Source organism: Caldicellulosiruptor sp. DIB 104C (assembly GCF_028198085.1).
In the GTDB taxonomy this organism is placed as follows: Bacteria; Bacillota; Thermoanaerobacteria; order Caldicellulosiruptorales; family Caldicellulosiruptoraceae; genus Caldicellulosiruptor; species Caldicellulosiruptor saccharolyticus.
Genome location: NZ_CP116337.1, coordinates 2,321,757 through 2,335,141, shown reverse-complemented (window position 1 = coordinate 2,335,141; position 13,385 = coordinate 2,321,757). Strand labels below are relative to the sequence as shown.

Annotated in this window: 12 protein-coding genes; 7 read left to right on the top strand and 5 right to left on the bottom strand. The window is 34.6% G+C overall.

The window, feature by feature from the left end:
• The 3 genes from PGC14_RS11465 to PGC14_RS11455 form a co-directional block, all read left to right on the top strand.
• The coding region (locus PGC14_RS11465) for an ImmA/IrrE family metallo-endopeptidase (RefSeq protein WP_271629002.1) at window positions 1-517 on the top strand (517 nt) is incomplete at its 5' end.
• Complete coding sequence (locus tag PGC14_RS11460; protein WP_011918025.1) at window positions 501-1,019, top strand: DUF3368 domain-containing protein; 519 nt, start codon at window positions 501-503, stop codon at window positions 1,017-1,019. The genes PGC14_RS11465 and PGC14_RS11460, both read left to right, overlap by 17 nt.
• Window positions 1,020-1,115: 96 nt before the next feature.
• On the top strand, window positions 1,116-1,532 hold the full coding sequence (locus PGC14_RS11455; protein ID WP_271629001.1) for an amidohydrolase family protein: 417 nt from the start codon (window positions 1,116-1,118) through the stop codon (window positions 1,530-1,532).
• A gap of 6 nt (window positions 1,533-1,538) precedes the next feature.
• Here the strand turns inward: PGC14_RS11455 and PGC14_RS11450 are convergent, their stop codons facing one another.
• Both PGC14_RS11450 and PGC14_RS11445 read right to left on the bottom strand, forming a co-directional pair.
• Window positions 1,539-3,128, bottom strand: coding sequence for a response regulator (locus PGC14_RS11450; RefSeq protein ID WP_271629000.1), 1,590 nt, complete (start codon window positions 3,126-3,128; stop codon window positions 1,539-1,541).
• 36 nt (window positions 3,129-3,164) lie between these two features.
• Window positions 3,165-4,955 carry a sensor histidine kinase gene (locus PGC14_RS11445; protein ID WP_271628999.1) on the bottom strand — a complete coding sequence of 597 codons (1,791 nt, stop codon included), beginning with the start codon at window positions 4,953-4,955 and terminating at the stop codon, window positions 3,165-3,167.
• Window positions 4,956-5,282: 327 nt separating this feature from the next.
• Here PGC14_RS11445 and PGC14_RS11440 point away from each other — a divergent pair, with 327 nt between their 5' ends.
• The 4 genes from PGC14_RS11440 to PGC14_RS11425 all read left to right on the top strand — a co-directional run bounded on the left by PGC14_RS11440 (window position 5,283) and on the right by PGC14_RS11425 (window position 9,930).
• The gene (locus PGC14_RS11440; protein WP_271628998.1) at window positions 5,283-6,605 is read left to right on the top strand and encodes an ABC transporter substrate-binding protein; all 1,323 of its coding nucleotides are present in this window, start codon (window positions 5,283-5,285) and stop codon (window positions 6,603-6,605) included.
• 82 nt (window positions 6,606-6,687) lie between these two features.
• Complete coding sequence (locus tag PGC14_RS11435) at window positions 6,688-7,575, top strand: carbohydrate ABC transporter permease (protein WP_271628997.1); 888 nt, start codon at window positions 6,688-6,690, stop codon at window positions 7,573-7,575.
• A 21-nt stretch (window positions 7,576-7,596) separates the two neighbouring features.
• Window positions 7,597-8,439 carry a carbohydrate ABC transporter permease gene (locus PGC14_RS11430; protein WP_271628996.1) on the top strand — a complete coding sequence of 281 codons (843 nt, stop codon included), beginning with the start codon at window positions 7,597-7,599 and terminating at the stop codon, window positions 8,437-8,439.
• Window positions 8,440-8,586: 147 nt separating this feature from the next.
• Window positions 8,587-9,930 carry a glycoside hydrolase family 30 protein gene (locus tag PGC14_RS11425; protein WP_271628995.1) on the top strand — a complete coding sequence of 448 codons (1,344 nt, stop codon included), beginning with the start codon at window positions 8,587-8,589 and terminating at the stop codon, window positions 9,928-9,930.
• Between the two features lie 45 nt (window positions 9,931-9,975).
• On the opposite strand, the gene PGC14_RS11420 is transcribed toward PGC14_RS11425, so the two are convergent.
• From PGC14_RS11420 to PGC14_RS11410, 3 genes are read right to left on the bottom strand one after another with little or no spacing between them, the layout of a single operon-like run.
• On the bottom strand, window positions 9,976-10,716 hold the full coding sequence (locus PGC14_RS11420) for a DUF72 domain-containing protein (RefSeq protein ID WP_271628994.1): 741 nt from the start codon (window positions 10,714-10,716) through the stop codon (window positions 9,976-9,978).
• Between the two features lie 37 nt (window positions 10,717-10,753).
• Entirely contained in the window at window positions 10,754-11,815 is a 1,062-nt protein-coding gene (locus tag PGC14_RS11415; RefSeq protein ID WP_271628993.1) for a sugar ABC transporter substrate-binding protein, read from the bottom strand.
• 22 nt (window positions 11,816-11,837) lie between these two features.
• Window positions 11,838-13,364 carry a response regulator transcription factor gene (locus PGC14_RS11410; protein WP_271628992.1) on the bottom strand — a complete coding sequence of 509 codons (1,527 nt, stop codon included), beginning with the start codon at window positions 13,362-13,364 and terminating at the stop codon, window positions 11,838-11,840.
• Window positions 13,365-13,385 lie beyond the last annotated feature (21 nt).

Genomic DNA, 13,385 nt, shown 5'->3' with positions numbered 1-13,385 from the left:
TCCAGAAGAGAGAAAGATATTTAGTATTGTTCATGAGTATGCTCACATTTTATTTGACAGAAACCAATACAGACAAGTTATTCTACAGTCTACTCGCAGGAATATTTACGAAAAAATTGCTGACAAATTTGCAGGATATTTTTTGATTCCGCGGAAAAGTCTTGCTAAGTATTCTGTCTTACTCAAAAGTCAGTTATCATGGAATGATCTCATATACATCAAAAAAGATTTGCGAGTAAGTTTAAAAGCCCTTTTGCATGTTTTAAACGACTATGAATATATCAGTGATAAAGAATATCAAAAATGGCTGAAATACTTGAACATGAAAGGTTACTCTAAAAAAGAACCTGATCCAATGCCTTACTTCAAAAAAAATACTGCACATGAGAAGATAGTAAGAATGCTTTTTATGAAGGAACAAATAGGAATTAACAAGGTGGCAGAACTTCTTGGGATTAGTGTTGAAGAAGCAAGAGAGAACGCAAAGAAGTGGATGATGGATGAGAGAGAAGATTAAGAAACTCATAGATAAAGTAGCAATACTTGATACAAATGTGATAATAGATTTTCAAAGGCTAAGCTATCTTGAAATTCCTCTTCAGGTTTTTTCAAAAGTCTTTGTCTCCGGTTTCGTTGTATCAAAAGAGCTACCAGCTGAGGTTGTTAAAAAACTCAAGGATTTAGGATATGATATTGCAAATCTTGAAACAGAAGAGGGATATAGTTTTTTTCAGGAGCTAAAAAAGTTCAAAGCTCTTTCAGTTTATGATAGACTTGTAATTTCAATAGCACTCCAAGAAAAAATTATTTGTGTTTCAAATGATAAACCAGTACGAAAAATCTGTAAAAAGTATGGAATAAACTCGACTGGCACGTTGGGCATTTTATGTGCTGCTTTTGAGAAGGGAATAATTAGCAAAAAAGAATTAAAAGAGCTAATAGATGGATATCAAAGCAATAGCGGTGCATATATAAACAAAGACATAATAAATGAAATAATAAGAATATATCACCTATAACGAAATAATCATTCTCAGTACTAAAAATACTTTGACGTATGATAAAAAAAAAATCGAATTAAGTTTGTAAAAAAGAAAATAAAACAATATTTTAAAGTGGAGCTAATTTGCGACCTTATTCACCTGTCACCTGAGATTGTTAAACTTACATACAAACTAAAAGGTGCAGAGAACATTATACTAATCAGTGATTCTATTGCTGCCACAGACCTTTGTGATGGTGAATACAGTTTAGGAAGCCTAAGAGTAAAAGTTGAAAATGGAATTTGTAGATTAACTGATGGCACCATTGCTGGCAGCACATTGACAATTGATAAGGCAATAAAGAACTTGGTAAAAATCGGAATTAAATTAGAAGATGCTCTCATGGCAGCAACTTACAATCCATCAAAACTTTTTTCACTTAAGTGCGGTGCGATAAAAGAAGGATTTTCGGCAGATTTTATATTGATGGATGAGAATTTAAATGTAAAAGAGGTATATGCTAAGGGAGAGCTTGTGTATAAGGCATGATAAATTTCAAAGCAGGCTCTCCCTGAACTGACTTGGTGTAAGTCCGGTATACTTTTTGAAAACTTGAGAAAAATACTTCTCATCAGAAAAGCCAACCATATTTGCAACCTGATATGTCTTTAAATTTTGATTTTTCAAAAGTTCCTGGGCTTTTTGAATTCTGATTTTATGCAAGTAATCAACAAAATTAATTTTCAGTTCTCTTTTAAATAGAATGCTCAAATACGCAGGTGTTACATATACCTCTTTTGCAACACTTTCTAATGTAATGTTCTTGTTATAGTTTTTTTCAATAAAGCTAATAGCTGCTTTAACGATTAGATTTTTATTTTCGATCTGATCAATTTTGTCTACTGCTGCATTTAAAAAACTAAGGAGCGATGCTTTAAGCAGCTCTTTTTTCTCAGTTTTTAAAATGTTTTCAAAAATCTTGCTGCTTACTACATCATTTAAATCAATACATTTTTCATGGCAGATTTTGATGATGCTGCCCAGTAATGCCAAAACAGCCGACTTTATAAACCATTTGTTAAATGTGTTGGTAGAATACAATGAGTTTATAAAACTTTCGACTTTATCTTTAATAACATCTTTCTGGCACAGCAAGAGGCTATTTATTATTGATCTTTCTTCATCGATTGGGTAATAAGTAGTATTTTTGCTGAGGCAAATATCATCATAATGTAAAATATCAATATCATCAGCAAAGAATTTGAGCTCTAAAGCATTTAAAGCTTGGTCATATAAAGAGTTGATTTTTTCAATTTTATCTCCCCATCTGCTAACTCCAAAGTAAAGTTTCACTCCAAGCTTTTCGCTGGCATTTCTTTTGACTTTTGTAAGAATAGTATCTATCGTTTCTCTATCAAATTCAAAGTCTGAGCTAATTAATATAACTATCTCATTTCTACCTCTGAAAACTTCTGCTCTAAAGTCCTCTAATTCTTCCTGAATTAAATTAACACATGCAAGAGTGTACGCTTCTTGTTTTACAAAAGAAGTTGGGTAAGTATCGGATACATTTTCAATATCAAATTTGGCAAGAGCAATACAATATTTTCCAGATGAAAGTTTTATATTGTACCTTTCAAAAAGCTTTTCTATCTCTTCCTTGCTGCGGATGCCAAATATAACCTCATTTAGAATTCTCTCTTTTAAAATTGGCAAAGTTTCATTGTAATATTCTATGAACCTGTTTATCAGAGCCTCTTTTTCCCTTTCTTTTTCGAGGACATTTTTAGCCTTTAGTACTGCCTCTAAAACTTCTTTTGGTTTGCAAGGTTTAAGCAAATAATTTAAACTCCTTAGCTCAAGTGCTTTTTGGGCAAAGTAAAAGTCATCATACCCGCTTAAGATTATACTTTCAAATATATACCCTTCTTTTTTGGCATTTTCAATTACTTGCAGTCCATCTAACTTAGGCATTTTAATGTCTATCAAAACAATGTCAGGGCAAAGCATCCTAATTTTCTCAAGTGCCTCTTCACCGTTTGTTGCACATCCAACAATCTTAATTCCATTGCTTTCCCAATCAACAAGAGTTGAAATACCTTCAATTACCTCTGGCTCATCATCAGCAATAAGTAACTTTGTCATCCATTTCATCTCCTTTTTTACAAAGTATTCCTACAATCAACTTTCTACTGAGATATAATCTATAGGAAGTATCAATTTTACTTCTGTACCTTGTCCCGGCTGGCTTTGTATATTCAATTTGAAGTGTGTTTCATAGTAAAGTTTTAATCTTTCGTTGACATTTTTGATAGCATATCCAAAAGTAGCTTCCTTTCCTGATTCTAAAAGGTCTTTGATTCTATCAAGCTGCGTTTTCGACATTCCAATTCCGTTGTCTTTGATGGTAAAGCATAAGTTTTCACCTTCTTTTTTGCCTGTTATTTGGATAAAAGTTGGGGTTGTTGAATTTTCCATACCATGAACAATTGCATTTTCAACAAAAGGCTGCAAAATCAATTTAGGGATATAATAGTCTAATATTTCAGGCTCAATCTCAATTGAGTACTGAAGTCTATTTTTGTATCTTTTGCTCTGCAAGAAAAGATAATGTTCTATTAATTCTTTTTCACCTTTTACCTGAATGAACTCACTTCCTCTGTTTAAGGTAAGTCTAAAAAGTCTTGAAAGAGAATAAATCATCTCGCTTATTTCACTATCATGAGATTTTTCGGCTTTCCAAAATATAGTATCCAAAGTATTGTAAAGAAAATGAGGATTTATCTGAGCCTCAAGTGCTTTTAGTTCTGCTTCTTTTTTGTGAATTTCCAACTTTAATACCTTGTTTATCAATTCATTTATTTTTTCAACCATATTATTGTATTCAGAAACAACTATTGCAATTTCATCACTTGCATGCGGGTCAATATTTACTTGTTCTCGAAAGTTACCCTGCCGCACTTTTTTCATAGAACTTACAAGTTTCTGGAGGGGAGCTGTGAGCATAGAAGAGAAATACATGGATATTACAAAAGCAAAAATAAGACAGAGTATAAGTACCCTAATATATAAGAGGACAAACGAATTTCTAATAGCATTTATGGCATTTTCTAACGAAACGACGCTCACAAGCCGCCAGTTGGAAGTTGGAATATAACTTGAAGTAATTAAAAGTTTTGACGAATTGGCAGTGATTATTTCATTTTCTCTACTTAGGATGTTTTTATTCAAAAGCTTCTGAGCGAATGTAGCTGTAAACTGTGGTGTTGTGCTCTCAAAGGAGATAATTCTGTTGCTACTGTCAGCTATAAAAAAACATGCTTCTTTTTCCTTTAAATCTTCCATATAGATTTTTTCAATGGTTGGTATGTTTATACATATTATAAGCACTCCTGCAGGCTCGTAGGTATTGAAATCTAAAAGAAGCCTTGCCATGGCAATCTTAGGGTAATTGTTTTTTGCAATTAGGGTAAAAGGTAAGCTATTTAGACTTATCCACATAGGTGCACCTTTGTTTTTTACAACTTGTTTAAAAAAATCTGTAGATTTTAGTTCATAAAAATCAGCAACTCCAGTGCTATTGTCATTTGAAAAATAATATTTATCACCTTGAAAAGAATAAAGCATAATAAAGCTTATATAATCCTTGGAAGCAAGAAGGCCTGCCAGTGGCTCTAAAGAATATTTGGTAAAATCTGGACGTGGGTTTATAAAGTTTTGAATTCTTTGATCTAAGAACAAAAAGGATGAAAGCTCATTTACATCTTTTTGAAGGAAATCAATACTTGCAGCAATTCTTTTTGTATCTCTTAAAAGCAGATTTCCTACCTCTTCTTTAAGCTGGTTTGTTGAAATAGTATATGAGAATAAAGCCAACACCAAGGAGGTTATTACTATTATGCTATAAAAGAGAATGAGTATCTTGTACTTTATACTAAGCCTTAAAAAATAATTTTTGAGTTTTAAGAGCATTTCAGAAAAACACCCTCTTTTTAAATTCGCCTTTATTCTCCAAGTCAAAGTATATTATACAACTTCATATATAAGATTCACAAGATATTCTTTTTTAGAAATGCATCTTGCTATCAATCATCATAATTTTAATAGCAATTAATAACATATATACTTGAAATATCCATAAAAAATACAAACCAAATTTAAAGATTGTCACCTTAAAATTGTGAATGTATGCTGATATAATTTAACCAAGAAAAATTCATTTCCAACATTTAATTTTGGGGCGCCCCAGAGAGGTCTTTAAAAATTAAATAAGAAAAATGCAAAAAGGAGGAAAAGGTGATGTCAAAGAAGACCTTAAAAGTATTTGTTTCGGTTTTACTTATAACAGTAATTATTGTTAGCTTATTTGTAGGTATTCAAGGTACTTTTACAGCTTCTGCATCGACTAAAAAAACAGTAGAAATCAAATTCTTCTCCAACCTACCAGATAGGACGTCTAACCAAGGCAAACTTGAACAGATGCTGATTGACAGTTATATGAAAACAAATCCAAATGTCAAGATAAAGGTTGAAGCGCTTCAGGATGAGCCTTACAAGCAGAAATTCAAAGTTTATGTTGCAACAAATCAGATGCCAGACATCTTCATGGTATGGGGTCAGCCATCATTCTTCTTGCCAGTCATGAAAGCAGGTTATGCAGCAGAGATAAAGCTTGACCAAATAAAAGGTTATGGGTTTAAGACCTCTTCTTTGAAAGATTTCATGTATAATGGAAAGCTTTATGGTCTTCCAAGAAATACAGACTTCATGGTACTTTACTACAACAAGGGCTTGTTCAACAAGTACAAAGTAAAAGTTCCAACAACATTTAGTGAGCTTTTGAATGCAGCAAAAATATTCAGGAAAAATGGCATTGCTCCAATTGCAATAAACGGTAAAGATAAGTGGATACTGGCAATTCTGTATCAGGAGCTTGTTGTGAAAGAAGGCGGAGATCAGAAGCTCATCTATGATGCAATCTCCAAAAAATCAGTTGCTAAGAACCAGATTCTTTTGAAAGCAGCAAGAGATCTTGTAAATCTTGTAAATGTAGGTGGATTCCAAGACGCATTTGTTGCAGCAGACTATGGTGCAGCAAACAATCTGTTTGCTCAGGAAAAAGCAGCAATGTATTATATGGGTTCCTGGGAAGTAGGAATGGCTACAAATTCTAACTTCTCAGAATCATTCAAGAAGAACGTTGATGTGACATACTTCCCAACAATCACAGGTGGCAAGGGTAAAAAGACAGACATTTTAGCATGGCACGGCGGTGGCTATGCAGTTTCTGCGAGCTCAAAGGTTAAGAATGAGGCAATGAAACTTCTTCTTTACATGATGCATCCAACAAGATGGGCAAAGATTGGTTGGCAGCAGGGACTTGTTGTTCCAGGACAAGCATGGGATAAGTTCATGACAGGAAAAGAGACAGTTCTTCAGAAAAAGCTAACACAAATATTTAGCAGTGCAACATCTGTCAGCGGTACAGTATGGCAGGATGCATTTACTCCAAACTTCAAGACAGAGGCAGAAACACTTTGCCAGATGCTTGTTGCAAAATCAATTACACCCGAAAAGTTCTTAGCAAAGATTGAAGAGCTTGCAAAGTTAGAAGTTAAGTAGTTCTAAAAATTAAATCACCTGCTCCCAAGATGTTAAAGAGAATGTCTTGGGAGCAGGAATTTTATTCACAAGAGGTGACAGTATGCACAGAGTTTTGTCAGACAAAAGAACCATTTTGTTGCTGGTTTTGCCGGGACTGTTGATATACACGTTTGCAATCCTGTTTCCAATTATACTCAGTGTATATCTTGGAATGACAGACTGGTCGGGAATTGGTAGGCCAAATTTTATAGGTTTTGAAAACTTTAAAAAAGTAATCTTTACAGACACCACCTTTTGGAAATCTCTCAGAAATGCTATACTTCTTGCTCTGGCATATGTATTTGTTCAACACCCAATAGCTCTTACGTTTGCCATATTAATTGATAAAGTTGGCGGCAGAGCAGAAAAAATTTTCAGAACTATATTCTTTATACCCTGCGTAATACCAATTGTTGTAACATCGCGTATGTGGGTGAGTCTGTACGACCCTCAATATGGGCTTATAAACAAGATACTTGACTTTTTGCGCTTGGGATTTTTGAAACAGCAATGGCTGGGGGATACCAAAACAGCTTTAATATCAGTCATTATAATCTGTATGTGGCAGGGTTTTGGCTGGGCACTTTTGATTTACTACGCAGGCCTAAAGGGTATACCAGAAGAACTTTATGAGGCGGCAAGAATTGATGGTGCAACAGGTGTTAAGCTTTACACAAAGATTACTGTGCCCCTGCTGAAGCCAGTTATCAAGGTTAATTTTACAATAGCTATAATATATGCTTTAAAGCAGATGGAAACAGTTTATCTTACTACAAACGGTGGTCCCGGCGATGCGAGCCAGTTTTTAGCCAACTATCTTTACATTCGTGCATTTAATTCATATCAATATGGTTACGCAAATGCAATTTCAGTGCTATTTGTTATAGCATGTTTGGCTGTCAATATTCTTTTCCAGAAGATATTTAAACCAGAAAATTATGAGTTTTAACAAGACGTGGGAGGTTTTGACGTGGCACGGGAAAGTAGTTTCAACAAAAAAAGCAGGATTGTGCTTATTGTCGTGCTGGGACTATTTTCAATTGGACAGCTGTTTCCACTTGTTTGGCTGGTTGATTTTTCGCTTTGTAAAAGTGGAGATGTATATGGAGCAAATATTCTCAAAATTCCCAACCCGCCACAGTTTATAAATTATTATCTTGCATGGAGAGATGGAAAAATTCCACAATATTTTATCAATAGTATAATTGTAAATGTTGTATCAGTTTTGCTTGTTGTTCTGTTTTCTCTGATGATGGGATATGCATTTGTAAGGATGGAGTGGAAGTGGAGCAATAAAGTTTTAACATATGTTCTGCTGGGGCTCATGATACCAATTCATGCGACGCTTCTGCCCAACTTTGTTATTTTCAGACAACTTAATATGCTGGATTCATATTTTGCACTAATAATTCCATACGTTGCGTTTTCGCTGCCACAGGCAGTGTTCTTGATGACGGGGTTTATAGGAAGTATTCCACGAGCTTTAGAAGAGTCGGCAATCATAGATGGTTGCGGTATATTTAGGATACTGTTTCAGATTATTCTACCACTTTCAAAACCTGCACTGGTCACCGTAACCGTTACCACATTTTTAAATACATGGAACGAATTTATTATGGCGGCAACGTACTTGACATCCGACAAGTTCAGAACCCTACCATTTTCAGTCTACAACTTTGCAGGTCAATATGCATCTAACTATGCAGTCCAGTTTGCTGTAATGACAATAGTAGCTCTTCCATCATTGATTGTGTATATTGCCCTGAACGAACAGGTCACAAAAGGGGTTACCCTGGGTGCTGTGAAGGGGTAAAAATTTGAGCACTTGGGGGCTATTTTTTTTCAACAAAATCGAGACCTTTTCTAAAATTCAGTGTATTTACTCAAAAAAACTCTTGAAGTAGAATGAATATATATTCTAACTCGTTTAATTAGAAATCCAAAGGGAGGCAAATTAAAAATGTTTAAAAAAATTGCATGTTACATAACAGCAAAAGATCAGAGCATTCCAATGCAACAGGTAGAGAACATAAAAGAGTGTGAGAAAATAGAAAAGGAGTCCGTTATAATAACAATTGAGCCATCCACTACATTTCAAGAGGTAATAGGCTTTGGTGGAGCACTCACTGAAGCTGCCGCGGTAAATATAATATCACTTTTGCCACACCAGCAAGAGGAGATTTTAAGAGGGTACTTTGACCCTGAAAAGGGGCTTGGCTACAAACTCTGTAGAATCCACATGAACAGCTGTGATTTTTGTATAAGTACCTACAGCTGTGATGATGTTGAAGGCGATATAGAGCTAAAACACTTTAACATTGAACGAGACAAAAAGATGGTAATTCCTCTTTTAAAAAGGATAAAGGAATATTGTCCAGACCTCAAAATTCTCGTTTCACCATGGAGTCCGCCTGCGTGGATGAAAACAAACGGTGATATGTGCCATGGTGGAAAACTAAAAGATGAGTATAAAAAAACATGGGCAAGGTTTTTCTGTAAGTTTATAAAGGCTTATCAAGAGGAAGGGATTGATATATGGGCAGTGACAGTTCAAAATGAACCAATGGCAACTCAAGTGTGGGAGTCGTGCATATACACAGCTGAAGAGGAAAGAGATTTTGTGAAGGATTACTTAGGACCAACTCTTGAAGAAGAAGGGCTTTCCCATATAAAAATACTTATATGGGACCACAACAAAGACATCATATATGAGAGGGTAAAAACAATTTTGAGTGACAAAGAAGCTGCAAAATTTGTATGGGGAGTTGCATTCCACTGGTATGGAGGAGACCATTTTGACCAGCTCAAAAAAGTAAAAGAAGAGTTTCCTGATGTAAATTTGGTGTTTACCGAAGGTTGTCAGGAAGGTGGAGTAAAGCTTGGTTCTTGGGAGCTTGGAGAAAGGTATGCTCATGAGATAATTGGTGATTTTAACAGCTACACAATTGGATTTATGGATTGGAATATTGTTCTTGACACAGTTGGAGGTCCTAATCATGTTGGAAACTTTTGTGACGCACCGATAATTGTTGATAAAGACCAGAAAAAGATTTATTATCAAAATGCGTATTATTATATAGGGCATTTTTCTAAATTCATAAAACCGGGAGCTAAAGTAGTCAAAAGCAGCTGCAATAGTTCAAGACTTGAGGTTTTGGCAGCAAAGAATGGGGATGATACTTTGGCGGTGGTTGTGTTAAATAAAAACCCAGAGGAAATAGAGTTTAATATGGTCATTGAAGATAAAATATTCTGTGGAAACTCCCCAGCAAGGTCTATATCAACTATTGTTCTGGAAAAATAAATTTAAAGTGGGTGGGTGTTGAAAGCCCACCTTTAATTTTGGGAATCAAAGTATATTTGAGGTAAACTCCATCAAAGTCTTAGCATTCTTCACTGCACAGCCATTAACATCGTTGTTAAAATATACGTAAATCTCATTGCAAACTTTCGCATATTGCATTATTTCGTTTGCTAAGTCTTTTAGCTGCTGATCTGAATAGCTTGAACTGTAAAGACTCTGTGGGCCGTGCATTCTAATGTAACAAAAATCTGCTGTTACAACTTTTGCCTTGGGGTAGCGTGATGAGTCTGCTATTGTCCAAGCTGCATTCAAACTTTTCAAAATCTCATAAACTTCTTCATCGCACCAGCTTTTATGCCTGAATTCCAAAGCAAATCTGTACTTTTCTTTTCCTCTTAAAAAGTTTATTAATTTTTGCAAATTTTCTTCGTCTTTCTTAAAGCTTGGAGGAAATTGTAAAAGGATAGGCCCGAGTTTTTCTTTTAATAAATCTATTCTCTTTTTAAATTTTTCCCATTCTTCTTCTACATCATTGAGTCTTTTTATATGTGTTATAACTCGTGGAGCTTTGACCGAAAATACAAAGCCTTCTGGGGTGGAACTATACCATTTAATTATTGTTTTATCCTGTGGCAGGTGATAAAAAGAAGAATTTATTTCAGAAGTAGCAAAATGCTTTGCATAAAACTCCAGCCTTTTTTCATAAGGCAGAGTGGCGGGATAAAAAATCTCATTCCAATGAGAGTATGACCAACCAGATGTTCCTATGAAAAGTTTTTTATGCATTTGCTATCCCCTCGATATACGTTAATGCAAAAAGATTTTATTTAAATATTTCCTCATAACTATGATATTTATCTTTTACAATAGTTGCAATTATATTTTCTCGAGTAACTTCAATTGGCTTAATATAATAAGCAGGGACCATTTTATAGCCATTATTAAAATAGGTTTTAGTATAAGGTAAAGTACCGTTTTTGACCAGCTGCTCCACAATCTTTACGGTCAAATCAGCAAGCTTTTTGACAGGTTTGTAAACTGTCATGGACTGAAGACCGCTGACTACCCTTTTACAAGCAGGAAGTTCTGCATCCTGCCCAACAACTGGGACTTTACCAGCTAATTTTTTCTCAGCAAGTGCAGAGATAGCCCCCTCGGCAAGAGAATCATTTTCAGCTAAGATAGCATCAATTTTCTTACCAGCCTGAAGAAGCTTTGCAATGTACTCATAGGCGTATTCTTTTTTCCACTTATAGCAGTAATCCTCAAGAAGGATGTGGATTTTCCCTTTTTGGATGTAAGGGTCTAATACCTTTTTATACCCCTGCCGAATCAAAGCAGTGTTGTAGTCCTTAGGATTTCCCAAAATGAATACGTAATTTCCTTGAGGTACCTTTTTTAAAAGATGTTTTGCCATTATTCTACCTACCTCTATGTTGTCAAAGCTCACGTATGCGTCAATATCAGCATTCATAGCAATTCTGTCATAACAAATTACAAGAATGTTTTTTTGTTTTGCAAGCTCTATTGCTCTTTTTGCTCCATCAAAGCTGCTTGGTACAATTATAAGCACATCTATCCCTTTTGCGAGAAGGTATTTTACCTGCTGAAATTGAGTTGAATCATTTTCGTTTGCGTTTGTCCACTCAACTTCAAATCCCTTCTTCTTTGCAGCATCTATTAGATATTTTCTATCAAAAAACCATCTCTCTTCTTTTAGAGTACTCATAGCAAACCCAATTTTGATGGGCGGTCTTTGCTGCTTTTTAGATTTATAAGAATATACATGCCTTGCTAAAACCCAAATAACCCCGATTGATACTACAATCAGTAAAACTATTAATATGACAAAAATCAACCTTTTGTCTCTCGAAAGAATTTTCATTTTTCTTTTGCCTCACTTTTATTTATTTTTGGGAAGATCTCAAAGTTGCAGGAGTTGTGCCTGTGTACTTTTTAAATGCTTTTATAAAATAGTTTGGGTCATCAAATCCTACCTCATATGCTATCTCTTTTATTGGCATATTTGTCTCTTTAAGAAGCTTTTGAGCATGCTCAATTTTTAGCTTTATGAGATATTCTTTAAAGTTTATTCCCATCGACTTTTTAAATATCTTGCTAAAATAATATGGGCTCACATTTAAAAATTTGCTCATCTCCTCTAAGGAGATATTTTTGGTAAAATTCTTATTTATATACTCAACTGCCTGGGAGATTATGCTGTTAGAGCTAAGCGACCTTTTTTGCAAAGAAGTTTCACTTACAATTGCGGCAATGACATCAAGAGATTTTTGGACAATATCTTTTTGTGCATCTTGTGCGGTTATCTCTTTTATAAACCTCTCGACTGCTAACATGAGCTTTGGGTTTTCCTTGATATTGGCCTCAATCAAGAGCTGGATTACAAACAAAATGACTTTGTATTTTGCTTGATTTGAGCCATAAGCCTCAATATATTTTTTAATAAGCTCGGAAATCTGGTCTTGAACCTGAGAAAAACCTGAAGTTTTTAAAAGTACATTCAAGATTTTCTTTTCAAGAAGCTCTAAGTCTAAATAAAGGTCTGTTATCTCATTATCACTTTCGCTGATTAGATTGCTGTAGCTTTCATAAAATGCGTCTTCAAAGTCTTCATATAGGTTGGAAAGACTGCTAATTCCAACTTCTATATCGCTATCTACCTTAGCCTTAGCAATTTTGAGTATTCTGTCTTTTAGAGCATTTTTATAGTCTGGGTCTTCTGAGGTAAAAATGCATAGGAGAGAATTTGCAGATAAAAACGAGATAACGCATCTGTGTGAAAATGCTGATTTTAGTTCGTTTTTTACATCATTCAACAAATCAATACTGTTTATCGCATTCTGTTGGGATATTTTAACAATTGCAACAAATCCACTTTTAAGACTTTGAACATCGAGGATTTGTTCAAGCTGTTTTATACTGAAATCCGAAAAAAGCTTGCCATTGAGCAGCAAAAAAGCAAACCCGTTTTCAATTATGCTTTGCATAGCTTTTATCTTCTTTTTTCTCTCTATCTCTTCTAACTGCTTTGAAAGAATCTTGTCTATTTCATCAAATGCTTTTCTTGTCACATCCACAATATCAGCAATTGAATAAGGTTTTAGAATATAAGAATATGCTCCGAGTTCAACAGATTTTCTTGCATATTCAAATCTGTCATGTGCAGATATTATCACAAAAAGTGGCAAAAATTCTTTTTTTATCTTTCTATATTCCTCCATTACCTCAATGCCACTCATATCAGGCATTTGAATGTCTATAAAGACAAGGTGAAAGCTCTGAAGTATTAGCTTTTGCAAAGCTTCATCTCCACTTGATGCTGTCTCTATCTCAATGTTTGAAAAATTCTTTTGCAATATATATTTGATCGACTCAATTACAATTGCCTCATCATCACATATTAAGATCTTCATCATATCAAAATCATCGCCCTT

Bases quoted from the DNA above. Each gene is read 5' to 3' on its own strand.
- PGC14_RS11420 (WP_271628994.1), bottom strand. From the start codon at position 10,716: ATGCATAAAAAACTTTTCATAGGAACATCTGGTTGGTCATACTCTCAT.
- PGC14_RS11440 (WP_271628998.1), top strand. From the start codon at position 5,283: ATGTCAAAGAAGACCTTAAAAGTATTTGTTTCGGTTTTACTTATAACA.
- PGC14_RS11450 (WP_271629000.1), bottom strand. From the start codon at position 3,128: ATGACAAAGTTACTTATTGCTGATGATGAGCCAGAGGTAATTGAAGGT.
- PGC14_RS11410 (WP_271628992.1), bottom strand. From the start codon at position 13,364: ATGAAGATCTTAATATGTGATGATGAGGCAATTGTAATTGAGTCGATC.
- PGC14_RS11425 (WP_271628995.1), top strand. From the start codon at position 8,587: ATGTTTAAAAAAATTGCATGTTACATAACAGCAAAAGATCAGAGCATT.
- PGC14_RS11435 (WP_271628997.1), top strand. From the start codon at position 6,688: ATGCACAGAGTTTTGTCAGACAAAAGAACCATTTTGTTGCTGGTTTTG.
- PGC14_RS11415 (WP_271628993.1), bottom strand. From the start codon at position 11,815: ATGAAAATTCTTTCGAGAGACAAAAGGTTGATTTTTGTCATATTAATA.
- PGC14_RS11445 (WP_271628999.1), bottom strand. From the start codon at position 4,955: ATGCTCTTAAAACTCAAAAATTATTTTTTAAGGCTTAGTATAAAGTAC.
- PGC14_RS11460 (WP_011918025.1), top strand. From the start codon at position 501: ATGAGAGAGAAGATTAAGAAACTCATAGATAAAGTAGCAATACTTGAT.